This is a genomic window from Bombella favorum, from assembly GCF_014048475.1.
GTDB lineage: Bacteria > Pseudomonadota > Alphaproteobacteria > Acetobacterales > Acetobacteraceae > Bombella > Bombella favorum.
This window is the reverse complement of sequence record NZ_NWUS01000003.1, coordinates 214,129-237,843: the sequence shown is the minus strand read 5'-3', so window position 1 is coordinate 237,843 and position 23,715 is coordinate 214,129. Positions and strand designations below refer to the sequence as shown.

The window sequence follows — 23,715 nt, the reverse complement described above, 5'->3', positions numbered from 1 at the left end:
CGCCTTGGGCCGAGGGACACGGGCCTCCAGCCTGCCACTCTTAAAAGTGGCGGGCTTTTTTTGTCCCCTGCTTTTTCGCACGAATATGGCCGCCCAGACGCTCCAGCGTTTCTTTCAGCTCGTCATCCTCAATGCCGCTTACGGGAACTGGGGGAGCATTCTTCCATTTTTTCTGAGGAGGCCGAGACGGCTTACGTTGGACGGGCCGATCCTGCACCAGCTTTATATAATGCAAGGCTTCATCCCCATAGAGGCCGTAGGCCGTATTAATATTGGCTAAAATTCGGGGAGCTGCATATTGCATTTCCACCGCCGCCGGGCCGCAACAGCGTATGGTCAATACACCCGGCCTTAGGCGGCATGGCTCACTCACTTCCGCTAGCGTAGGGCCAACCAGCGTATCCCACTCCATAAGCAACCGGACATAAAGCGGCGATTTTTTCCGAAAAATGGGTTTTGTCAGCGAGGGTAGAAATGCCCCGATCATACGGGCTGTGCCCCGGCGTCGTTCAGTCCACCCCTTGTCGTCCGTTTTCCACCCTTGCCCGGAAGCCGATGAACGGGCGGGGCTTTTTCTGCTAGTCTCGTCTGCCATAGGTCCCATTCCATCATGCTGCATATACAGCCTTCATACCATCATCCCCGGGATGGACGGAAACAGTTCAGCACCTTCCCCTTGCCCTGACCTCTTTTCTTCGTCATAGACACCGGCGTGACACCTGACGCTTCCCTTCTTCTCCACTGGTATGACCGCCATCGCCGCACCCTACCTTGGCGTGCAGCACCCGGCCAGCAGGCTGATCCATATCATGTATGGCTCAGTGAGATCATGCTTCAGCAGACTGTCGTGCAGACGGTCATTCCTTATTACGAGCGTTTTCTAAATCGCTTCCCGACAGTCGATGCTCTGGCAGAAGCCCCGCAGGATGAGGTTCTCCAGCTTTGGGCCGGCCTAGGTTATTATGCCCGCGCACGGAACCTCCATGCCTGTGCCCAGGCTGTCCATCGGTTGGGAGCCTTTCCTCGTACAGTTGAAGACCTACAGAAACTCCCCGGCATCGGGGCCTATACCTCCCGAGCTATTGCAGCCATTGCCTTCAATAGTCCCACCGTCCCGGTCGATGGTAATGTAGAGCGCATCACAGCACGGCTTAATGCCGTGGAAGACCCTCTACCTACATCCCGCCCTCTGCTGGCCCGACTAGCTAGCCATCTGAATGATGACCCGGCAGCGCAAGCCCGCCCCTCTGATTTTGCGCAGGCTCTGTTCGACCTCGGAGCGAGCCTCTGCTCGCCCCGGTCTCCTTCCTGCCTGACCTGCCCATGGCGAGAGTGCTGCCTTGCCAAGGCCCGCAACATGGCTGAGGCCCTGCCTGCACGACAGAAGAAAAAGCCCCGCCCTATACGGTACGCCATTCTCTTCCGTATCGTTGATTCAGAAGGAAACGTCCTGCTCCACTCACGTCCGCCAGAGGGGTTACTGGGGGGAACGGATGAACTCCCCGGCACGCCGTGGTCTGAAGAACGCTCTACACCATCTCCGGCTCAACTAGCAGAAACGGCCTTTACCCAGTGCGCGCCCATACAGGCACAATGGGAGGATTGCGGAGAGGTCAAACACATCTTCAGCCATTTTACGTTGTTAGTCCGTGTCTATGGCTGCACACTCCCTGAGAGGAGCAACTACCCGATTGATCCGGCACATGGCCGGTTTCGTCCACTTAAAAAGGCCATTCTCTCCAGCGTGATGAAAAAATGCCTGCTGGTCGGGCAGCACCATAAACCCGTAACGGGCTGATTGTTTCACATGAAACAGTGACCACAAAAAAATGGAGGCCGGAAACCGGCCCCCATCAAGGTCTTATGCGTGAACAAAGGTAACTGAGAAATCAGGCTAGCTTTTTAACCAGACCAGCCACATGTTCCCCAAGGAAATGTGCGCCTGCCCGTTCTGTCTCGCTTGGCTGGCGGGAGCCATCGCCATTAGCAATGGTCGTAGCACCATACGGTGCACCGCCGACAATCTCATCATTCCGCATCTGTCCCTGGAAGCTGTAGGGCAGACCGCTAATGACCATACCGTGGTGCAGCAGGTTAGACATCAGAGAGTAAAGCGTTGTTTCCTGACCGCCATGCTGGGTAGCCGAGGAGGTAAACACCGCACCGACCTTGCCGATCAGCTTGCCATTGGCCCAAAGACCACCGGTCTGATCCCAGAAATTGGCCATCTGTGCCGGTAGACGCCCAAAGCGGGTTGGGGCGCCTACAATAATGCCATCATACTCGGCAAGTTCAGCCGGGGTGGCGATCGGGGCTTCCTGCTCCAGTTTGAAATGATTTGCCTTGGCGGCCTCTTCTGGAACCAGCTCCGGCACACGTTTTACAACGGCTTCCACGCCCGCAGCACGTACACCTTCAGCAACGCTACGAGCCATGGTCTCTACATGGCCATAAGACGAATAATAAAGCACGAGAATCTTAGACATAATAGTCGTCCCTTCCGGTCAGCCCCCTCTGAGCAGGGGCATTAACTGACTCTAGGGATATCGTGCCCTCTGGGGTTTGAATATGCCAGAATAGGAAAGAAAGCCTTTCGGTTTTTGAAGGAACTATACCGGCACCCTTCTGATTTTAACCCTTAAACGGGTAACCGCCATGACGGCGTTTCGAATTGTCTGACAAGATAATCCATCAACAGGCTTACCCTTTGGGGGCGCAGTTTATTACCTGTGGTGACAAGATAGAGCCCAATATCCTCTGCCCCCCATGCTGGCATCATTTCTTCCAGCCGCCCCTCCTTGATGGCATCACTCACCATGAAATCCGGCAGCAACCCAAAGCCCAAACCGGCCTCCAGTGCGGGAAGAAAACCCTCGCCATTATCAGACTGAAACCGTGCCGACTGAGAGAGCGTATAACTTTCCCCTGTCTGTCGTTCGGTCAGCCTGATGACCCCGCACGTGTCCCCGTTGACATAGACAAAGCTTTTCCTGCCTTCCAATTCCTGAGGGTGGGACGGACGGCCCAGACGATTCAGATACTCTGGCGAGGCCACAAGAATACGCCGTACTGTACATATTCTGCGCGCCTTAAGGGCCGAGTCAGAAAGCGTGGCGATCCGTATCGCCACGTCGTACCCCTCCAACACAAGGTCGGCCAGCGTGTCCGTAAAACTGACGAACACATCAATCTCCGGGTAAGCTTCCAGAAAAGAGGGCAGAACAGCCGCTACATACCTCAGACCAAAGGTAGTAGGCACAGTCATGCGGATAAGTCCGGAAGGCTGGATGCCCCCACCCCTGACCTCATTTTCGGCCAGTTCTGCTTCCAGAAACATGCGATTAGCCCGCTCTAGCGCACGCTGACCTACCTGCGTAATGGACATATGCCGAGAATTACGGCTGAACAGCGCAACGCCGAGGGATTCCTCCAGACGACTCACCGCTTTGGAAACAGTCGGTGGTGAGAGTTGAAGCTCTTTAGCAGCCTGAGAAAAAGAGCCACGCTCTGCCACCTTGGCAAAAATTGCCCAAGCCTCGAAATCCGGCAGCTTCATTCTCTAATTCCTTCGCATGTGCTTGAGGCGGGCTGAGATAACCCAGCCCCTCATCATACTATAAAATCTGGCAACAGTGCCTTTCTTTCATTTCCCTATGAAATAGTAGGGCCATTCCTACATGCTTGGCCATCTTCAACAACAGCAGGTTTCATACCATGATTGATATCCGCCCTTTCGCCCAACTCGGTCATGCTGATCATGGTTGGCTGGATGCACGTCATCATTTCTCTTTTGCTCATTATTTTGACCCAAACCGTATGGGCTGGGGCCGTTTGCGTGTCTGGAATGATGACACCATCGCCCCTAACACAGGGTTTGACACTCACCCCCACAAGGATATGGAGATCATCACCTATGTTCGCCGTGGGGCCATTACGCACAGAGACAGCCTCGGCAATACAGGCCGGACTGAAGCCGGGGATGTACAAGTCATGTCCGCAGGGACAGGTATCTTCCACAGTGAATACAACCTGGAGCCCATCCCCACGCAGATATTTCAGATATGGATCACTCCGACAGAAAAAGGTCATGAACCTTCATGGGCGACAAGACGTTTCCCAAAACAGGAGACAACAGGCCAATTCACTATTTTAGCCTCCGGCTATGCGGATGATGAAGGGGCATTGCCCATCCATACCGAAGCCCGTGTTCTGGGACTGACTCTCCAAAAAGGGCAGCGATCCCACTACACACCTGCCAAAGGTCGAATGCTGTATCTCGTTCTCGCATCCGGCAATCTGCTGTTAAACGGACAGCACGTTACCACACGCAGCGGTGTTGCCATCAGCGAGGAAGAAACCATCACGCTTGAGGCATTGGACGACACAGAAATTGTTCTAGTTGATACAGCTCCCTGATCAAGCAAGCTCCCTGCTTGAAAAAACGGCCAGACCTCTGGAATGTTTCCCGTGGAACATATAAGCCTGTAGGCGATCTTGTCAGGGAGCTGCCTTTTTCATGAACATCCATCAGACTGATCACGAACCGCCTGCATCTCCTCCCCCTCCCCTATGGCTATTGGATACAACGGGGCAGATGCTGGGTCATGATACCCTTAATGACAGGGTTATCCGTCAACTATTCGACACCAGAATAATGCCGGGGTTGAGCCTCCATCTCGAAGCCCCCCTACCGCAGAAGAATCAGGACAATCCTTCCGTTAGGGCGCATTTCCGGAAACAGGTTTCTCTCCCCTTTCCCCTGCCGGACGTGGATGTCGTTCCCATCATGCCGAACATCATTGCCTTACGCTGTTCGGAAGCTATGCAGCACTGGGTTGGCATCGGGCCGGAAATGCATGAAGTCCATTTCGATGCCTCTCTCATAACAGAAAATGATGTTTTCCTACCCCTAACAGCCGAAGCTCTGTTCGGGCTAGCCATGATGTTTGATCGGGAACTAGCCACTATTCAAACTCATGACGGAACCGCCATTGGCCCAGCCTTTTTCCTGCCCAATAGACCCCACCAGCTGACATTAGGGGATGTTACGTTCCATCTGGCTGAGCATCTGGATACACTCACCCAGCTTGGCCAACTTTTACCAGGGCAGGAACTCTCCCTCTCTTTTGGTCAAATGCACGATTTCACGGCTCGCCGGATAGGCTGATCCGAGCATAACCCATAAAAAAAAGGTCCTCCGGGAATGGTTACCCAGAGGACCTTTTTTAATCCCTCTTCCGGAAGAGCCAGAAGGTGGATCAAAAAGCCTATCAGCCCTTCAGTGCCTTGCGGACACCTTCAGCATAGGCAGGGTCGATCTTCTCGAAGAGACCCAGCTGACGGTCGATGATGTTCTGCGGCACACCGGCCATAGCACCGGCAATGTTGTTGAACAGACGCTGCTTCTGCGCATCATCGAACAGATGGAACAGAGCACGAGGCTGTGCAAAATCATCGCCATCGCTACGGTGATCGTAATATGTGGCGTCCCCGCTTACACGCAGCGGCGGTTCCATCGCAGCCTTGTCTTCCACCGGGCCACCGAAGGAGTTCGGCTCATAATAATCACCATCACCACGCTTCGGCGCATCAAAGCGCATGGCACCATCAAGGTGATAGTTCTTCACGGCGATCTTCGGGCGGTTGATCGGCAGGGATTCATAATGCGTACCGACACGATAGCGGTGAGCATCCGCATAGGCGAAGATACGACCCTGAAGCATCTTATCCGGTGAGAAACCAATACCCGGCACGATATTGGAAGGAGAGAAGGAAGCCTGCTCAACCTCGGAGAAATAATCATCCGGGTTCCGGTTCAGTTCCAGCTCACCAACTTCGATCAGCGGATAGTCCTTGTGAGACCAAACCTTGGTCACATCAAACGGGTTGAAGTTGACGCGCTCGGCCTCTTCCTCATCCATCACCTGAATGCAGAACGTCCATTTGGGGAAGTTCCCCTTCTCGATGTTCTCGTACAGGTCTTCCTGAGTGGATTCACGGGTCTTGGCCACGACCTCAGCAGCTTCCTCGGTCGTATAGAACTCATGGCCCTGCTGGGTCTTGAAGTGGAACTTCACCCAGAAGCGTTCACCCTTGGCATTCCACAGGGAATAGGTATGGCTGCCATACCCGTTCATGTTGCGGATACCCTTGGGGATACCACGGTCAGACATCAGGATGGTCACCTGATGCAGGCTCTCCGGGCTGAGGGACCAAAAATCCCACATGGCCGTTGCAGAACGCAGGTTCGTGCGGGGATGACGCTTCTGCGTGTGGATGAAGTCCGGGAACTTGATAGGATCACGGACGAAGAAGACCGGGGTATTGTTACCCACCAGGTCCCAGTTACCGTCCTCGGTGTAGAACTTCAGTGCCCAACCGCGTACGTCACGCTCGGCATCGGCAGCGCCACGCTCACCAGCCACGGTAGAAGCACGCAGAAACATGTCCGTCTTCTTGCCAACCTTGGAGAAGATAGATGCACAGCTGTACTTCGTGATGTCCTTGGTGATGGTCAGCGTTCCGTGAGCACCAACGCCCTTGGCGTGCACGGTACGTTCCGGAATACGCTCACGATTCTGATGAGCGAGCTTCTCAATCAGCTGATAGTTTTCCAGCAGCAGCGGACCACGAGGACCGGCAGACTTGCTGTCCTGGTTGCTGACCCACGGCGCACCTGCGGTCGTGCGGATGATGTTCTTATCAGACATGTAAGGACTCCTACCTTTAATCTGACTATGGACGTTAGGTAATACCAAACGAAAAGGGAAAATGATTGATCCTGTTTCTCTAATAAACAGTCCTAATCCAGTCCGATATTAACCTTCACTTCGGGAGGGTAAGCAGCTTTTCAGACAGTGTCCATCCCCTTCACTTTTAAAAAAATGATATTTTATTTGATTAATGTCATTGAACAGAGACATCAGCTTAATTGATGAGAATGAGACGCAATAAAGCATCTGCGTTTATTTCAGTTATTATCAAGACCGGTCATGTCCTATCTTCATTCCGGCTATTATGGCTCATTCTGTTAGAACAGGCGGGCCATCTTCATAAAAATGAATGTCACGGCCATGGCGGCGATACACAGGCCACCGGCAAAGATGGTTCCCAACCCGCCAGATGCCAGAAACATGCCTCCCGTATTCATGCCGAAGAACCCTGTAACCAGAGTGGCCGGAAGCATAAGGGTCGTCACGATCGACACGATGCAGAGCCGGCGGTTGGTTTCTTCTGCCTGACTGGAGGCTAGCTCATCCTGCAAGGACCGTGCCCGGTCCTGAAGAGCGATCAAATCATCCAGCGCAGCATGTATTTGCCGTTCAGCACGGTCCCGTAGGTCATCTTCGGCCCATTCTGGCAGTTCCAGGTCTTCATCTCGCAGAACACGGTCAATCGGCATGACCACGCGCCGCAATTCAGTTGAACGACGCCGAACCTTACCAACAATACCACCCAAATGACCGAGGTCTGAGCCGTGGACAATGGCCAACAGCACATCTTCTGCTCGGTCTAACTCATCATCAAGCTGCGCTAGCTGCCGCCGCACCGTGCCAGTAAAATCCCGCAAAACACGGTCGATTACCCCAGCCGGATTGCGTGGCACGCCCTGTGTCTGGAGAGAACGGTAGGCCGATCCTAATACAGGGATGGGGGTCCGCCGTGTCGTGATCAAAATATTCTGCCGCATAGCAAAACGCCAAGCGCAAATCTCCCGATCTTCTTCTGCCAGAGCATCATCAAAAGCTGGAAGAGCCCCCCAGACCGTATCATCGGCGGCCTCAAGGGCAATGCCGTAATCCGTCTCTGCCAGCATAGTACCTACATCCTCTGGCATACCCGGCAGACGGCCTACATAGGTACGGGCAGAACTATGTACCGTATCGAAATGCAACCAACACCAGCCATTTTCCCCAGATGCGACCTCATAGCCTTCCTCGCTGGGAGACTGGAGAATACGCTGCACCTCTTCGGCTTCCAGCGGTGTAATGCCCTGCCCTGGCACGGCACGAACCGCCCAGACAAGCCCTTTAATCCGGGCCATAGGGTGAGCTTCCTTCAAGGAAGGGTCCAGCACTGTAAACGGAAAAATTGGAGCAGTATTGTCGGGCACAGCCACCCCCCATTACAGTTTTCCTGCCCGGACTGAAGGTGGCCGGACATCCCTTTCATCGGGAAAAGCCAAGGTTCCAGACATATGAATACCGCCCGTTCTCTGGCACGTTGCCCGATAGGACGCAATATGGATGACACTATTTTGTAACGGAAAACTGTTGCTCCGTTCTTCTTTCCAGCCTCACGGCAAGGCTCTATAGTTTCCCAGTGCAGGAACCGCACAAAGGCCTTGCCTGCCTGCGGTTCCGTCCATGATAACCAACCGCCTGAAACTAAGGAAACATATATGGCTACGCAGGACTACAAGGTTCGTGACATGTCCCTGGCCGACTGGGGCCGTAAGGAAATCTCCATCGCCGAGGGTGAAATGCCGGGCCTGATGGCCCTCCGTAAGGAATATGGCACAAGCCAGCCGCTAAGGGGTGCCCGGATTGCCGGATGCCTGCACATGACCATCCAGACCGCTGTGCTGATCGAAACGCTGATCGCCCTCGGTGCTACGGTCCGCTGGTCTTCTTGTAACGTATTTTCCACGCAGGATCAGGCTGCTGCTGCCATTGCTGCGGCCAACATTCCCGTTTTTGCCTGGAAGGGCATGAACGAGGAAGAATTCATCTGGTGTATCGAGCAGACCATCAAAGGGCCGGATGGCTGGACACCGAACATGATCCTCGATGATGGCGGCGACCTGACCACTCTCATGCATGAGAAATACCCTGAACTCCTCAAGGAAGTTCGTGGCATCTCTGAAGAGACCACAACGGGTGTGCATCGTCTCTGGGACATGGAGCGTAAAGGCACGCTCAAGGTTCCGGCCATCAATGTTAATGACAGTGTGACCAAGTCCAAGTTCGACAACCTCTATGGCTGCCGTGAAAGCCTTGTGGATGCTATCCGCCGTGGCACTGATGTCATGATGGCTGGCAAGGTTGCCGTTGTGGCTGGTTATGGTGATGTGGGTAAGGGGTCCGCCGCCTCTCTCCGCAGTGCAGGTTGCCGCGTGCTGGTAACAGAGGTTGACCCAATCTGCGCCCTTCAGGCCGCTATGGAAGGCTATGAGGTCGTCACAATGGAGAACGCCGCCCCTCGTGGTGACATCTTCGTGACCTGCACCGGCAACGAGGACATCATCACCATCGAGCATATGCGTGAGATGAAGGACCGGGCCATTGTCTGCAATATCGGGCATTTCGATAGTGAGATTCAGGTTTCTGCCCTGCGCAACCACAAATGGACCAACATCAAGCCGCAGGTTGATGAGATCGAGCTGGCCCCGAACCGCCGCCTCATCCTTCTTTCCGAGGGCCGTCTGGTCAATCTGGGCAATGCTACCGGTCATCCGTCCTTCGTGATGTCCGCTTCCTTCACCAACCAGACACTGGCCCAGATCGAACTCTGGAACGCAAAAGCAGGCCAGTATGAGGCAGGAAAAGTCTATACCCTGCCGAAAATCCTTGATGAAAAGGTTGCGGCTCTCCATCTTGCTAAAGTGGGCGCAACGCTCTCCAAAATGACACAGGCTCAGGCGGATTATATCGGGGTTTCCCCTAACGGGCCGTTCAAGCACGACCTGTACCGTTACTGATCCTTTCTGTCATGCTCCCTGCTACCGCTCTCGGTGGCAGGGTCATACCGACCAGTCATTCCTGTTTCAGGGAAGGAATATATCATGGGTCTTTTTAACGATATCGTTTCTAAAGTTTCTCACTTTGCGACAAGCCTGTTCGGCTCTTCTGCCCAGGCGGCCGATACGGCACAGCCAGCCGCTGCCTCAGCGGCTCCCTCCATCTCACAGGTAGATGTTGATGCCGTTCTGAAGGAACTGGCTGCCAAAGCAGGCCAGCCGCTGAACTACAAGGAATCCATTGTCGATCTGCTCAAGCTTCTAGGCCTCGACAGCTCCCTGCAGGCTCGTCAGGCTCTGGCTGATGACCTGCATTATACCGGGGACAAAAACGATACAGCCACGATGAATGTCTGGCTGATCAAGCAGGTCTACACCGAGCTGGCCAATAATGGTGGCAAGATTCCTGCTGGTTGGGGCCACTGATCCCACTTTCTGCTCAGTATCCCTGCACTGAACGGATGAAAAACCCCCTCCATCCCGATCGGATGGAGGGGGTTTTCTTTATCGTGGCTGGAAATCAGATATCCAACAACAGGCGACGAGGGTCTTCAATCAGTTCCTTAAGCCGCACAAGGAAGCTGACAGCCTCCCGCCCATCTACAAGGCGATGATCATAGGATAGCGCTACATACATCATAGGCCGGATGACGACCTGCCCATCTCGTGCCACGGGCCGATCCTGAATGGCATGCATCCCCAGCACGCCGGATTGTGGCGCATTCAGAATAGGGGTTGATAGCAATGAACCGAAAATCCCGCCATTGGTGATGGTAAAGCTACCGCCTTCCAGCTCTTTCAGCGCAAGCCCGCCCTTTCGGGCTCGCTTGCCGTAATCGGCAATACGGCGTTCCAACTCAGCAAAACCTAAGGTCTCCGCTTTTCGCAAAACTGGAACAACCAGCCCACGTTCCGTTCCTACGGCAATACCAAGATTGACATGATCCTGATAAACGATCTCATTGCCTTCAATCCGGGCATTCAGCACCGGAAAATCCTTCAGAGCTCCCACAACAGCCCGAGCAAAGAAGGACATAAAACCCAGTCGGGCGCCATCATGCTTCTTCTCGAATAGATCCCGATACTGGCTACGCAGTGCCTTAACGGCACTCATATCAACTTCATTAAACGTCGTTAGAATAGCCGCACTATTCTGCGCCGCCTTGAGATTGCGCGCAATGGTCTGGCGCAGGCGGCTCATAGGCACACGCCGTTCTCCTGTTCCGTCTTCGGTCGGGAGAGGTGCAGGCGTGTCCGCTCGTGCAGGTGCCGGATGGGTGACAGAACCACCAGTCACCACGGGTTGATCTGCTTCACCAGATGTCGCCGCCCCATGATCGGTCACATTCTGCTCTTCATCCACATCCTGAGGAGCTTGTGGTGTAGTCTGCTCCACTACAGGGGGTGTAGCCTGATCATCCACTAAGGCAATGACCTGCCCCACCTCAACATCAGTGCCTTCTGGCAGATCATGGCTCAATGCCCCTGCTACGGGGGATGTTACATCTAATGTGACCTTGTCCGTCTCCAGTTCCATGACAGCTTCACCAGCTTGCACATACTCACCAGACTGCCTAAGCCAACGCATTACGGTTGCCTGTTTCAGGCTTTCACCAAGCACAGGGACTTTAATTTCAACCGTCATCGTGACTCCTGCCATTCCAGAACTTGAAAAATGGACCCAATCTCCCACCTCCCGGAAGAGACCCGGCCTCTCATTAGCCTTATATCTCCCTATGAGGCTATAGGGTAAAGCCTTCTCTTTATCTTTTCACTCTATCCAGCAGGAAACCATTCATGACACGCCCCCTGCCTACTTTCCTTCAATCAGATCATCTATCTTCTCGAACACGCACTGCCCTGCTTCAAAGAATAGAGCAGGAACAAGGCCAACGAGAGCATCTTTCTCCAGAAGCATTTCAGCTGCTTGAGCTAGTCTGCGATGACATTCTCCCACAAGCCCCACTTCTGGGCGATGTACATCTCAATCTGGCCGTCATGATTGACCATACGCTCGCCGGGCCGGGAGATGGATGGCGTTTTGCTGATCTACCGACAGACCTTACCGCATGGGAAGATGGTCTCACCTCTCTGAACCTCTATACACAGGCTCTGTTTCAGCAGAATTACTCCACTCTTAACCCAGAGCAGCGTGGTACAATTCTGGACAAGGCCTTTGATGGTTCATTACCTGATACCCCTTCAGCCCCTTTTTCTACAGCGCAAATGGCCCTTTGGAGTGGTGATCTTCGCAACCAGATCGTTGCTGCTTTTCTGGCGCATCCCATTGCACAGGAACAACTTGGTATATCATCCAATTTGACCGGAGGAGATGAGGAAATTCAAGGGTTTTCTACTGGATCACTCACCAAGAGAGAAGCGTTTGAGCCAAAAAATGAGCGCCATTTTTTGGAACTGTCATAACGGGGTCTTTTAGGGCTTTTCTGCCTTTGTACGAGGGCAGAAAAAGACTGTCGTAGGGGTTTGATACAGTCTCATTTTTCAATGCTACAGATCAGACTGAAGCTAGGTTGAGGAATGGAACATCCGATCAACACAACAGATAAGATTATAAATCTAAGAGTTAGATGTTGTTGAAGAACCTTGTGGAAACCGGGGTACCCGGCTTTCGAAAAATGTACCCCAGTTTACTAACACTGTGTACAACCTTCGGAAGGCAGGCAGAGCAAGGGCTCCAGAATGTTATCCTTCTTTTTCCACAACGAGGCTGTGTACAATCCCCGTTTTATAAGGGGGTACAGTACCGTCCCCGGTACTCGGTACCTCTTTCGCCTTAGGCAGTACTGTCCCCATGTACCCCAGTACAAACATCTTTAATCCATAAGCTGATGGAAACCGTTGCATGACGCAGGAAACACATAACGATTTTTCACAGGAAACCGCCGATGTTGTGGTTATCGGTACTGGTGCGGGTGGTGCACCACTTATTGCCCGGCTTGCCATGGCTGGGCGTAAAGTTGTGGCGCTAGAAGCCGGACCATCTTTTAATGCCCGGTCTCATACGCCCGATGAGCCAACCGCACAGGAACTGTACTGGCTGCATGAGCGTCTTTCTGGCGGTGGTACACCTCAGGCCTTTGGTGGCAATAATAGCGGAACAGGGATTGGTGGGTCCCTCCTTCATTATGGAGCATTTCTGCCTCGTATGGACCCTCGGGACTACAAGCTATATAGCGAGAGCGGAAAAGGTGTGGACTGGCCTTTCGGTGCGGAGGAGCTTCAATCTTATGTGGAAGAAGTGGAACGCTTCATCGGTGTGAGTGGCCCAGCCCATTATCCTTGGGATGAAAGCCGCCATTATGCCTATCCTCCGGCTGCACCTAATCGGGCGGCGCTAAAGATGCGTCAGGCTTGTGATAATATTGGCCTACGTCATGCAGATGGCCCTCTGGCCGTAGTAACAAAAGATCGTGATCAGCCCTATTTTGGCCGTCGTGAAGGCTGCGTGAATTGTGGTGCGTGCCATCAGGGGTGCCGGAATGGGGCAAAATCCGGTGCGGATAATACTTATCTGCCGTTGGCCTGTGCCCATGGGGCAGAGCTGCGGGCCGGGTGCATGGCGACCGGGTTTGAGCGGGACAGCCAAGGGCGGATTACGGCGGTCATTTACATTCGCAATGGGCGGGAAGAACGGCAGAAATGTAAGGCTGTTGTGCTGTCCGCTGGGGCTGTGGAAACGGCACGTCTGCTTCTGAATAACGGCCTCGCAAACAGTTCCGGGCAGGTAGGCCGTAATTACATGACACACGTCTCTACACAGGTTTGGGGTGTGTTTGATGAAGAAACACGTCCCAATAAGGGATATCCGTCCCTGACCATCTCTGAGGATATGTTGCGGCCAAAGGATGCTGACTTTGCCGGGGGGTATTTGTTGCAGTCTCTGGGGATGATGCCTTTAACGTGGGCCGCTAATCTCGTGCGGGCGGATGGACGCCGTGGTGACGCACTGAGCCAGACCTTGGCCGCCTATAATTACAGCGCAGGGATTGGGATGCATGGCGAGAGCCTGCCACGGGATGAGAACCGTGTGACCCTCTCTGATGAGAAAGATGCCTTTGGCCTGCCTAAACCACGGATCGACCATACATATGGCCCCAATGAGGAAGCCATGCACCGTCATGCCTCCCGCTTGATGGTGAAGATGTGGGAGTCCATTGGGGCGAAGGATATCCGTGTTATCAGTCGTGCGGCCCATATGATCGGGACGTGCCGGATGGGAACAGACGCCGGGGAGGCGGTGGTAAATCCTTATGGGCGTAGCTTTGATATCGATAATCTGTGGATCAGCGATCATTCTACCTTCCCAAGTTCTGGTGCGGCCAATCCAGCACTGACAATCATGGCCCTTGCCCTACGTACGGCGGATGCCATGCTGAAGGTGGTCTGAGAGGCCGGCTTTGCTTTATTGGGGGCCGCTTGACAGTGCGGCCCTCTTTCACCTAGGAAGAAAGCCGACCTGATGGTGGCGGCGTCCTGCTTTGCCTTCCGGGTCGTCTCCTTCGCACCGGAAGGCAGTTCTGTCTGCCCCTAAGGTCTGGCATGCTCCGTGGCGCATGGTCCGCCATGCAGGACCGTGCGGGTATCCGGCCTATATCTGGTTTTTGTTTCTCCCGATTATTACCCCACCGGGGCATATCAAGGCGCATCATTTCATGCATCTCGCCGAACTGAAGAAGAAATCCCCTGCTGATCTGCTGGCTTTTGCTGAAGAGCTGGAGGTCGAAAATGCATCATCCCTGCGTAAACAGGATATGATGTTTGCCATCCTCAAGACTCTTGCCGAGCGTGAACAGGCCATTTACGGCGAAGGGACGCTCGAGATTCTACCGGATGGCTTCGGCTTTCTCCGTAGCCCAGAAGCCAATTATCTGCCTGGCCCGGATGATATCTATGTTTCTCCGGCTCAGGTGCGGCGTTTTGCCCTGCGCCCCGGCGATACGGTGGAAGGTGAGATCCGTGCCCCTCGGGATGGAGAACGTTATTTTGCCCTGCAGAAGGTCAATACGATCAATTTTGAGGCACCAGAACAGGTTCGTGCCCGCATCAATTTTGATAACCTGACCCCCCTCTTCCCCGAGCGTCGCCTCCGTATGGAAACCGAGCCAACAGGGGAAAGCGGTGCTGCTCCGGCTCCTGCCAAGGGTAAGGGCCGTGATCGGAAGGACCAGAAGGATTACACCTCTCGGGTGATTGATCTGGTCTCTCCCATCGGCATGGGCCAGCGCGCTTTGATCGTTGCACCGCCGAGAACGGGTAAGACGGTGATGCTCCAGAGCATTGCGGCTTCCATTTCTGCTAATCATCCAGATGTATTTCTCATCGTGTTGTTGATTGATGAGCGGCCAGAGGAAGTAACGGACATGGCCCGGTCTGTCCGTGGTGAAGTTGTGTCCTCCACCTTCGATGAACCAGCACATCGCCATGTGCAGGTAACAGAGATGGTGTTGGAAAAGGCAAAACGCCTTGTTGAGCACAAGCGAGACGTGGTCATCCTGCTGGATTCCATCACCCGTCTGGCTCGTGCCTACAATACGGTCGTGCCCTCATCCGGCAAGGTGTTGACCGGCGGTGTGGATGCTAATGCCCTTCAGCGGCCGAAGCGTTTCTTCGGTGCGGCTCGTAATATTGAGGAAGGTGGCTCCCTGACGATCATCGCCACGGCCCTGATTGATACAGGCTCCCGTATGGATGAAGTCATCTTCGAAGAGTTCAAGGGGACGGGTAACTCCGAACTCATGCTCGACCGTAAACTGGCAGATAAGCGGACCTTCCCGGCTATCGACATCACCAAGTCCGGCACCCGTAAGGAAGAGCTGTTGGTGGATCGGGCGTCCCTCTCCAAGATGTGGGTCCTGCGCCGCATCCTTGCCCCGATGGGCACGATGGATGCTATGGACTTCCTGCTGGATAAGCTGCGTTACAGCAAAACCAATCAGGATTTCTTCGATGCGATGAACAACTGATTAATAGGCTGGTCTGTTGGCCATGAAAGAAAAGGCAGGGCCATGCATATGGCCCTGCCTTTTCTGTAGGTGAGGTCCATGTCAGACCATCAGCCATGGGGGATCAGAAGGTGAAGGAAGCTTGCCACCAAGATGATGGCAAGAGTGCCCATTCCCCAGAGGGCCAAGAACCACGCTAGACGTTTGGAGAAGGAGGCTGGCACTTTCTTCTCATCGTATGTGGTGAACTTAGTGATATCCATCGGTTTTTGTGACCTTTCCACGGAAAAGATAGTAGGAATAGATCGAATATCCCGTGATGATGGGGAGCAGGATGACGGTTCCGACGAGCTGGAAAAGCTGGCTGGGAACTGGAGATGCTACATCCCACAGGGTCAGGGTTGGTGGTACAGCGTAGGGCCAGATGGTAATGGCCAGGCCAACCAGGCTGAGCAGGAACCATCCAATGACGCACAGGAAAGGCGTGATGGCGTGTTCCTTGTCCAGGGTCCGCCACATCAGGAAACCGGCCAGTGCCACCAGTAGAGGAACAGGCAGGCCGAACAGAATGTTCGGAAAGGCAATCCAGTGATGGAGATAGGGCGCATGAAGAAACGGCGTCCAGCAGCTAACAGCAATGATACAGAGAATCATCAGAATGGATAATTTCTTGGACCAGTGGCGGCACCGTGCTTCCAGCTCATCGGATGTGCGCCAAACGAGCCAGGTCGTACCAAGAAGCGCATAACCTGTGACAACGGACAGGCCACAAAGAACGCTGAACGGTGTCAGCCAGTCCATGGCTCCCCCGGCAAAGGCACCGTGGCTTGTATGCACTCCCTGAACGTACCCGCCAAGAATGCAGCCCTGACAGAAAGCGGCAAGTGTGGACCCTGCCATGAAGCCCGTATTCCAGAAGGCCCGATGATTGGGTGAGTGCGCCATGATGCGGAACTCGAATGCAACACCACGGAAGATCAAAGCCCCCAGCATGATGATGATGGGGATATAGAAGGCAGGCAGCAGCGTGCTGTAAGCACCGGGGAAAACACCGAACAGGGTTGCTCCACCCAGAACCATCCATGTTTCATTACCATCCCAGACGGGGGCAATCGTGTTGATCATGATGTCACGATGCTCCGGCTTTTTCTCGAAAGCAAAGAGTATGCCAATTCCCAGATCAAAGCCATCAAGGATGACGTAGACCGAAATGGCCAGAATGACGATGAACGCCCAGATGAAGGGAAGATAGAATGCAAGGCCGGACATGTTATGACGCATCCTTGTTCTGAGAGATCGTATGATGATGGCTACCTAGGATCATGATGTCATCGCTGGTGTTGTCAGCAGCCTCTGGGGTGGCCCGTAGCAGGCGGATGAGCATCAGGAGGCCTGAGCCGAAAACAAAGAGATAGACCGCAACAAAAAACAGCATGGAGAAAGACAGGCTGGAGAGTGCCAGCGGTGAGGCGCTGTCTTTCGTGCGAAGTAGGCCGTAGACCGTCCATGGTTGCCGCCCGACTTCTGTCGTAACCCAGCCACAGAGCAGAGCCAGAAACCCAGCCGGTGCCATGGTGAGTATCACCCGCAGAAAAAGAGGATGGTCGAACAAATGCTGCCGGCGCCGCAGCCAGAGTGACCAGAGGCCGCAGAGCAGCATAAGCCCCCCCAGGGCAATCATGATGCGGAAAGAAAAGAACACGATTGGTGCCGGGGCCCGCTGGTCTGCCGGATAATCTTTCAGGCCGGGCACCTTGCCGTTGATGTCATGGGTCAGGATGAAGGAGCCCAGTAGCGGAATCCCTATGGCGTAATCCGTACGTTCTGTCTTCATGTTCGGGATGCCGAACAACAGTTCAGGGGCTCGTGTTTCGCTTGTCCAGTCGCCTTCCACGGCGGCAATTTTGGCAGGCTGATATTTCAGGGTGTTCAGCCCATGCATGTCGCCCGCTATGATCTGGAGAGGGGCTGTGATGACAATCATCCAGAGGGACAGGGAGAACATGAGGCGGATCGTACTGTCTGCCTGTGTACCGCTCTTTTTGGCCTTGAGCAGATGCCATGCACCCGCGGCAGCTACCGTGAAGGCCACTGAAAGCATGGCAGCCAGCCCCATATGGGTGATCCGGTAGGGAAAGGATGGATTGAAGATGATGGCCAGCCAGTCATGGGGCAGGAAACGGCCTGTCTTTTGGTCAATGACATAGCCTTGTGGGGTTTGCATCCATGAGTTGGATGCAAGGATCCATGTCATGGAGATCAGCGTTCCTGTAGTGACGGCACAGGTTGCAAAGAAATGCATTCTGCGGCCGACACGGTTCAGTCCGAACAGCATGACACCAAGGAAACCAGCCTCCATAAAGAAGGCCGTCATGACTTCGTAAGAGAGAAGCACGCCTGTGATGGGCCCTGCCTTGGCAGAGAAGCCTGCCCAGTTGGTACCGAACTCGTAGGCCATCACGATGCCAGAGACGACCCCCATGCCGAAGACGATGGAGAAGACTTTCAACCAGTATTTAAAGAGATTCAAATAACGGTTATCGTTCGTTTTTAACCACATGCCTTCAAGAAAGGTGAGGAATACAGATAGACCGATCGAAAATGCTGGGAATATTATATGTACGCCAACGGTAAAGGCGAATTGTATTCGTGCGATTGTAAGAGGTAAATCATGGTCATTAACCATATATAATCATTCCTTTTCGTTGGAATGGGAGGAAATTGACATTTTTTCATTATTGATTTTGGCGAGTTTTCAATAATTGATTTTATTTTTCTTCTTATAAATATTTTTTAAATAAAAAAATCCCCGTTATTTTTTGCGAGGCAAGCCGATGCAGGCGATGAAAATTTGCCATCACATTTTTATAAGATCATGTGATGGTCAGTTTTGGCAATAAGGTAAGGCTGGATGATCCCCTGTTTCAGGAACTGGATGCTTCTTGTTCTAACCCCAGCAGGAAGGCCTTGCTCTCTGCGCCTTCAAATCCGCTATAATCACCATAGCCCCTGCCATGTGAGGGCAGGACACGATGACACGGAATGAGAATGAGCAGCGGGTTGCGGGCCACGGCCTGACCGATAGATTGCGGGCTCCCGCCAATAGTTTTGGCCAGTTCGGCATAAGTGCGGGTCTGGCCGTGGGGAATAGCACGGAGGGCCGCCCAGACACGTTCTTGATAGGCGGTGCCATCCAGCATCAGCGGAATAGACTGGAAGTCCACCGCCTCACCGTCAAAATAATCCTGCATCATGTCCCGCACCTTTAGCAGGAGGGGTGTTTCGCTCTGGTCTCGGCCCCAGCCTTCATCAAGGGAGACGATCTGCCCCTCTTCTTCACTAAGGGTCAAGGCACCGAGGGGAGAATGGAAAGAAAGCTGTGGCATGAAAATAAGGCTGCCCGTTTTACAGGGGGGCGTCAATTCTTTCTTCAGACCGCTGCTTTTCCCGTCTGAGTGCTGTATGAAAGGCGCATGACACCATCCAGTACATCCACTCATACTATTTTTGCCGTGGCAACTGGCCCGGTGCAGGGGGCTATTGCCGTCATGCGGGTTAGTGGGCCGGAAAGTGCCGCCCTGCTGGAAGCCCTATGCGGGATAGTGCCTGCGGCCCGACATGCCAGCCTGCGGGCTCTGAAGCATGAAGGTGACGTGCTGGATCATGCCCTTGTTCTCTGGCTGCCGGGGCCACGCTCCTATACGGGGGAAGATAGTTTCGAGCTGCATCTTCATGCAGGTCCGGCCATTGTAGAAGCTGTAGCACACGCTCTTGTTACTCTTGGTGCCCGCCCTGCTGAACCGGGGGAGTTTACCCGGCGGGCCGTGCAGGCGGGCCGGATGGACCTGTTACAGGCCGAGGCCATAGCGGACCTGATAGAGGCCGATACGCAGGCCCAGCGTCACCAGGCTCTACGTCAGGTTGATGGGGCATTGAGCCAGCTTTATACAGGCTGGGCGTCTCGGTTGCGGCAGATTTTGGCCCAGCAGGAGGCCTTGATCGACTTCCCGGATGAGGAACTCCCCCCGGAGGTAGAAGAGGCCCTTCTGGGGGATTGCCGCGCTTTGGGAGAAGAGATGCAGGCTCATCTTGCTGATGAACGAGGCGAGATCGTCCGTGATGGTTTGAAGATCGTTCTGGCCGGGGCACCGAACGTTGGTAAATCCAGCCTGCTGAATGCGCTAAGTGGGCAGGATGCAGCGATCGTCACGCAAAAGGCGGGCACGACACGGGATGCCATTGCTGTCGATTGGGTGATTGAAGGTATCCGTGTCCGGCTTATTGATACGGCTGGTGTGCGGGAAACGGATGATGAGATTGAGGCAGAAGGCATCCGCCGCACCATGCGGCATGTTAAGGATGCAGACTTGCTCTTTCATCTTGTGGGGCCGGATGATGATACGCCCTTGCTGGCAGATCATGCCATAAAGCTGCGAACAAAGACGGACCTCTCCCCGGCAAGGGTGGGTGAACTCGGCATTCATACAAAGGATGAAGCAGGGCTGGCCCCTTTGCGGGAGTGGCTAAAGGCTCATCTGGCTCGTCTTATGGCTCAGCGTGGCACGCCACCTTTGACCCGTGCCCGTCATCGGGCCGGATTGAAAGAAGCGCAAGAGCATCTAACTCGTGCGCTGGAAGCCCCATGGCCGGAGGTTCGTGGGGAGGAGCTGCGGCTAGCTATGCAGGCTCTCGGACGGTTGACGGGACATGTGGATGTCGAAGCCTTGCTCGATACGATTTTCGGCCAGTTCTGTATAGGAAAGTGACGTTACCTCAATGAGTACATCACCTACGCATATTTATGATGTCATCGTGGTGGGGGGAGGTCATGCCGGGACGGAAGCCGCCGCCGCCGCCGCTCGTTTCGGATCCCGAACCTTGTTGTTGACGCACAAGCTGGACACTGTGGGGAGTATGTCCTGCAATCCGGCTATTGGTGGCATTGGTAAGGGCCATCTCGTGCGGGAGATTGATGCGTTTGATGGCCTTATGGGCAAGGCGGCCGACCGGGCGGGGATTCATTTCAAGTTGCTGAATCGCTCCAAAGGGCCAGCAGTGCATGGGCCCCGAGCGCAGGCGGATCGCTCGCTGTACCGGGCGGCTATTCAGGAGCTTCTAGCTGCCACGCCCAACCTGACCATGCTGGCTGGGGCTGTGGGTGATCTGATTGTTGAGCAAGGGCATGTCCGGGGTGTGGTTTGTGAGGATGGCCGGCGTTTCTCTGCTGGGGCTGTCGTATTGACGAGTGGCACCTTCCTGCGGGGTGTGATTCATACGGGGCGGGTTAGTCAGCCTGCCGGACGTATTGGCGATGCTCCTGCCACGCAGCTAGGGGAACGTCTGGAAGCTCTGGGGCTAAAAATGGGCCGCCTAAAAACCGGTACCCCGCCTCGCCTAGCCCGTGATAGCATCGACTGGGAAGCCCTGCCTGCCGATGAGGGCGATGCGGAGCCAGAAGCCTTTAGCACGCTGACAACTTCCCTACCCAATAAGCAGATCGTTTGCCGCATCACGCAGACAACCCCGCAGACTCATAAGATCATTGAAGAAAATCTGCATCTTTCGGCAATGTATGGCGGTGAGATCACCGGGCGGGGACCCCGTTACTGCCCGTCTATTGAGGATAAGATCGTCCGTTTTGCAGGGCGGGATAGTCATCAGGTGTTTCTGGAACCAGAGGCCCTACCGGGCAATCCGGGTGGGGAGCTGGTCTATCCCAACGGCATCAGCACCTCCCTACCAGCGGAGGTACAGGTGCAGATGATCGCTTTTATGCCGGGGTTGGAGACGGCCCGTATCGTCACTCCCGGTTATGCTGTGGAATATGATTATGTTGACCCACGGGAGCTGCGCCCGTCTCTGGAGTTGCGGGCCTTGCCCGGTCTGTATCTTGCTGGGCAGATCAATGGGACGACGGGCTATGAGGAAGCAGGTGCACAGGGGCTTTTAGCCGGGCTGAATGCAGCCCGTGCTGTAGGAGGTAAGGAGCCGCTGACGCTGGGGCGGGAGGAATCCTACCTCGGTGTGTTGATTGATGACCTGACCCTACATGGCATCAGTGAGCCTTATCGCATGTTCACGTCCCGTGCAGAATATCGTCTGCTATTGCGGGCCGATAATGCTGATCTACGCCTTACCCCCAAGGCGATTGAGGCGGGTTGTGTCGGGCCAGAACGTGAAGCAGCATTCCGTGAAACGGTGCGCCAGATTGAGGAGGCGATGGAAGAAGCCCGGAAACCGGCCTTCCTACCCCAGCATCTGCGGGAGCATGGCATTGAGGTCTCACAGGATGGCCGGCGGCGCAGCCTGCTGGATGTACTGGCAACGCAGGCTGATGAGGCTCAGATCGCCAGCCTTGCCCCGTGGTTTGCCTCTTTGCCGGTCCGTATCGGGCGGCATGTGCAGACAGAGGCCCGCTATGGTGGGTATCTGCGCAGGCAGGAACGGGAAATTCAGCAGCTGAAAAGTGAAGCTGCACTGCGCCTGCCGGATGATCTGGATTATGGGGCAATCGGGGGGCTGAGCCAGGAAATGCAGGAGCGGTTGAGTGCCGCCCGCCCTGCTGATTTTGCCGCTGCGGGGCGTGTCCGGGGCGTGACCCCGGCGGCTCTTGTTGCTCTGCTTGCTTATGTCAGGAGCCGTACATGATGACGCATGTTTCACATGAAACAGAAAAGAAGCTCGCTCACTTTGCTAGCTTGCTGACCCGTTGGAATGAGAAGATCAATCTCGTGAGCCCGAAAGATATTGCTCATCTTCGCCAGCGTCATATTGAGGACAGCCTCCAGCTTGTCCCACATATTGCCGCTGGTGCTCGGATAACAGACCTTGGCTCTGGCGGTGGGTTCCCTGGCTTAATCGTGGCGATTGCCACAGGGAACCCGGTCACTCTGATTGAATCTGACCAGCGTAAATGTGCTTTTCTGCGAGAGGCCGCTCGGGAATGTGGTGCCCGGGTCGCCGTGTTGGCAAAACGGATTGAACAGGTGGCTCTTGAACCAGCAGACATTGTAACTGCCCGTGCGCTAGCTCCCCTCCCCCAGCTGCTCGACTGGGCACGCCCCTTGTTGAAGGAAGACGGTTATTGTCTTTTCCTGAAGGGAAGAAAAGCATCAGATGAGTTGACCAGTGCCCGCTCTGACTGGCACATGACATATGAAACCCTTCCCAGTCGAACAGACCCTGACGGGGCCCTTCTCAGGATCAGTGATTTCAGACGTGTCTAAAGCTGCCTCACACACTCCGCATATCATCGCTATTGCCAACCAGAAGGGGGGTGTCGGTAAAACGACCACCAGCCTGAATCTGGCGGCGGCTCTGGCACGACATAAGCGTGTCTTGCTGGTGGACCTCGACCCGCAAGGGAATGCGTCCACCGGCCTCGGGCTGGAATATGATGAGCGTGGCCGTGGGATCTATGGCGCCCTGCTGGAGGACGCCCCTTCCGAGACACTCCTGCGCTCTAGCGTTGTGCCAAAGCTGGATGTCATGCCCGCTAATGGCGACCTGGCCGGGGCCGAGCTGGAGATGATTGATCAGGACCGGCGGGAATACCGGCTGCGGGATGCATTGCAACCATTGCTAAACCGGTATGATATTATCCTGATCGATTGCCCGCCTAGCCTTGGGCTATTGACGCTTAATGCGCTTGTTGTGGCGCAGAGTGTGTTAGTGCCGCTGCAATGTGAGTTTTTCGCTCTGGAAGGGATCAGCCAGTTGGTTCGTTCTATCGAGCGGGTGCGTCTGGCCTTTAATGCAGACCTACATCTGGAAGGGATCGTGCTGACGATGTTCGATACCCGTAACAATTTGTCTGCTCTGGTGGCAGAAGATGCACGTGGCTTCTTTGGGGATCAGGTTTTTAAGACGATGATTCCTCGTAATATCCGTATTTCCGAGGCGCAGAGTCATGGCCGCCCTGTCATGGATTATGCCCGTAGTTCTACTGGGGCATTGGCCTATGAGGCTCTGGGAGCTGAGCTGCTGAAACGGCTGAAGAAGAAAGGCTGAGCG

Annotated in this window: 21 protein-coding genes; 12 read left to right on the top strand and 9 right to left on the bottom strand. The window is 54.5% G+C overall.

Annotation, left to right across the window (positions count from 1 at the left end; translation table 11 throughout):
• Window positions 1-40: 40 nt before the first annotated feature.
• Window positions 41-595, bottom strand: a complete 555-nt coding sequence (locus CPA57_RS08050) for a DUF721 domain-containing protein (RefSeq protein WP_182082278.1) — start codon at window positions 593-595, stop codon at window positions 41-43.
• A gap of 117 nt (window positions 596-712) precedes the next feature.
• On the opposite strand from CPA57_RS08050, the gene mutY reads away from it, so the two are divergent.
• Window positions 713-1,798, top strand: coding sequence for an A/G-specific adenine glycosylase (mutY, locus tag CPA57_RS09010; RefSeq protein WP_182082277.1), 1,086 nt, complete (start codon window positions 713-715; stop codon window positions 1,796-1,798).
• Window positions 1,799-1,889: 91 nt separating this feature from the next.
• On the opposite strand, the gene wrbA is transcribed toward mutY, so the two are convergent.
• Complete coding sequence (gene wrbA, locus CPA57_RS08040) at window positions 1,890-2,486, bottom strand: NAD(P)H:quinone oxidoreductase (RefSeq protein ID WP_077396872.1); 597 nt, start codon at window positions 2,484-2,486, stop codon at window positions 1,890-1,892.
• 152 nt (window positions 2,487-2,638) lie between these two features.
• Window positions 2,639-3,556 (bottom strand): LysR family transcriptional regulator, encoded by a 918-nt coding sequence (locus CPA57_RS08035; protein ID WP_182082276.1) that lies wholly within the window; start codon window positions 3,554-3,556, stop codon window positions 2,639-2,641.
• A gap of 158 nt (window positions 3,557-3,714) precedes the next feature.
• On the opposite strand from CPA57_RS08035, the gene CPA57_RS08030 reads away from it, so the two are divergent.
• Both CPA57_RS08030 and CPA57_RS08025 read left to right on the top strand, forming a co-directional pair.
• Window positions 3,715-4,416 carry a pirin family protein gene (locus CPA57_RS08030; protein WP_182082275.1) on the top strand — a complete coding sequence of 234 codons (702 nt, stop codon included), beginning with the start codon at window positions 3,715-3,717 and terminating at the stop codon, window positions 4,414-4,416.
• 100 nt (window positions 4,417-4,516) lie between these two features.
• Complete coding sequence (locus CPA57_RS08025) at window positions 4,517-5,167, top strand: hypothetical protein (protein ID WP_182082274.1); 651 nt, start codon at window positions 4,517-4,519, stop codon at window positions 5,165-5,167.
• 103 nt (window positions 5,168-5,270) lie between these two features.
• On the opposite strand, the gene CPA57_RS08020 is transcribed toward CPA57_RS08025, so the two are convergent.
• Together CPA57_RS08020 and CPA57_RS08015 are read right to left on the bottom strand one after the other, a co-directional pair.
• Window positions 5,271-6,710 carry a catalase gene (locus CPA57_RS08020; protein ID WP_182082273.1) on the bottom strand — a complete coding sequence of 480 codons (1,440 nt, stop codon included), beginning with the start codon at window positions 6,708-6,710 and terminating at the stop codon, window positions 5,271-5,273.
• Window positions 6,711-7,030: 320 nt separating this feature from the next.
• Window positions 7,031-8,044 (bottom strand): CorA family divalent cation transporter, encoded by a 1,014-nt coding sequence (locus CPA57_RS08015; protein ID WP_182082272.1) that lies wholly within the window; start codon window positions 8,042-8,044, stop codon window positions 7,031-7,033.
• Between the two features lie 357 nt (window positions 8,045-8,401).
• Between CPA57_RS08015 and ahcY the strand changes: the two genes are divergently transcribed.
• Both ahcY and CPA57_RS08005 read left to right on the top strand, forming a co-directional pair.
• Window positions 8,402-9,700 carry an adenosylhomocysteinase gene (ahcY, locus tag CPA57_RS08010; RefSeq protein ID WP_182082271.1) on the top strand — a complete coding sequence of 433 codons (1,299 nt, stop codon included), beginning with the start codon at window positions 8,402-8,404 and terminating at the stop codon, window positions 9,698-9,700.
• Window positions 9,701-9,784: 84 nt separating this feature from the next.
• Window positions 9,785-10,165, top strand: coding sequence for a DUF3597 domain-containing protein (locus CPA57_RS08005; RefSeq protein ID WP_182082270.1), 381 nt, complete (start codon window positions 9,785-9,787; stop codon window positions 10,163-10,165).
• A gap of 94 nt (window positions 10,166-10,259) precedes the next feature.
• Here the strand turns inward: CPA57_RS08005 and sucB are convergent, their stop codons facing one another.
• Entirely contained in the window at window positions 10,260-11,384 is a 1,125-nt protein-coding gene (sucB, locus tag CPA57_RS08000) for a dihydrolipoyllysine-residue succinyltransferase (RefSeq protein ID WP_182082269.1), read from the bottom strand.
• Window positions 11,385-11,536: 152 nt separating this feature from the next.
• Between sucB and CPA57_RS07995 the strand changes: the two genes are divergently transcribed.
• The 3 genes from CPA57_RS07995 (at window position 11,537) to rho (ending at window position 15,723) form a co-directional block, all read left to right on the top strand.
• A complete protein-coding gene (locus tag CPA57_RS07995) occupies window positions 11,537-12,163 on the top strand; it encodes a gluconate 2-dehydrogenase subunit 3 family protein (RefSeq protein ID WP_182082268.1) in 627 nt (208 codons plus the stop codon).
• A gap of 439 nt (window positions 12,164-12,602) precedes the next feature.
• The gene (locus CPA57_RS07990) at window positions 12,603-14,147 is read left to right on the top strand and encodes a GMC family oxidoreductase (protein ID WP_182082267.1); all 1,545 of its coding nucleotides are present in this window, start codon (window positions 12,603-12,605) and stop codon (window positions 14,145-14,147) included.
• 265 nt (window positions 14,148-14,412) lie between these two features.
• Window positions 14,413-15,723 (top strand): transcription termination factor Rho, encoded by a 1,311-nt coding sequence (gene rho / locus CPA57_RS07985; RefSeq protein ID WP_077396992.1) that lies wholly within the window; start codon window positions 14,413-14,415, stop codon window positions 15,721-15,723.
• A 228-nt stretch (window positions 15,724-15,951) separates the two neighbouring features.
• Here rho and cydB read toward each other — a convergent pair whose 3' ends face one another.
• The 3 genes from cydB to CPA57_RS07970 all read right to left on the bottom strand — a co-directional run bounded on the left by cydB (window position 15,952) and on the right by CPA57_RS07970 (window position 19,088).
• The gene (cydB, locus tag CPA57_RS07980) at window positions 15,952-16,971 is read right to left on the bottom strand and encodes a cytochrome d ubiquinol oxidase subunit II (protein ID WP_182082266.1); all 1,020 of its coding nucleotides are present in this window, start codon (window positions 16,969-16,971) and stop codon (window positions 15,952-15,954) included.
• A gap of 1 nt (window position 16,972) precedes the next feature.
• Window positions 16,973-18,388 (bottom strand): cytochrome ubiquinol oxidase subunit I, encoded by a 1,416-nt coding sequence (locus CPA57_RS07975; protein WP_182082265.1) that lies wholly within the window; start codon window positions 18,386-18,388, stop codon window positions 16,973-16,975.
• Between the two features lie 238 nt (window positions 18,389-18,626).
• Window positions 18,627-19,088: a methylated-DNA--[protein]-cysteine S-methyltransferase gene (locus tag CPA57_RS07970; protein WP_182082264.1), complete on the bottom strand. Its 462-nt coding sequence runs from the start codon at window positions 19,086-19,088 to the stop codon at window positions 18,627-18,629.
• An 87-nt stretch (window positions 19,089-19,175) separates the two neighbouring features.
• On the opposite strand from CPA57_RS07970, the gene mnmE reads away from it, so the two are divergent.
• The 4 genes from mnmE to CPA57_RS07950 are packed head-to-tail and all read left to right on the top strand — an operon-like array spanning window position 19,176 to window position 23,712.
• Window positions 19,176-20,468: a tRNA uridine-5-carboxymethylaminomethyl(34) synthesis GTPase MnmE gene (gene mnmE, locus CPA57_RS07965; protein ID WP_182082263.1), complete on the top strand. Its 1,293-nt coding sequence runs from the start codon at window positions 19,176-19,178 to the stop codon at window positions 20,466-20,468.
• Between the two features lie 10 nt (window positions 20,469-20,478).
• Complete coding sequence (gene mnmG, locus CPA57_RS07960; RefSeq protein WP_182082262.1) at window positions 20,479-22,350, top strand: tRNA uridine-5-carboxymethylaminomethyl(34) synthesis enzyme MnmG; 1,872 nt, start codon at window positions 20,479-20,481, stop codon at window positions 22,348-22,350.
• Entirely contained in the window at window positions 22,350-22,928 is a 579-nt protein-coding gene (gene rsmG, locus CPA57_RS07955) for a 16S rRNA (guanine(527)-N(7))-methyltransferase RsmG (RefSeq protein ID WP_182082345.1), read from the top strand. Before mnmG ends, rsmG begins: the two co-directional genes overlap by 1 nt.
• Window positions 22,912-23,712: a ParA family protein gene (locus tag CPA57_RS07950; RefSeq protein WP_407647574.1), complete on the top strand. Its 801-nt coding sequence runs from the start codon at window positions 22,912-22,914 to the stop codon at window positions 23,710-23,712. The genes rsmG and CPA57_RS07950 overlap by 17 nt, the downstream gene beginning before the upstream one ends.
• The last annotated feature ends 3 nt before the right edge of the window (window positions 23,713-23,715 follow it).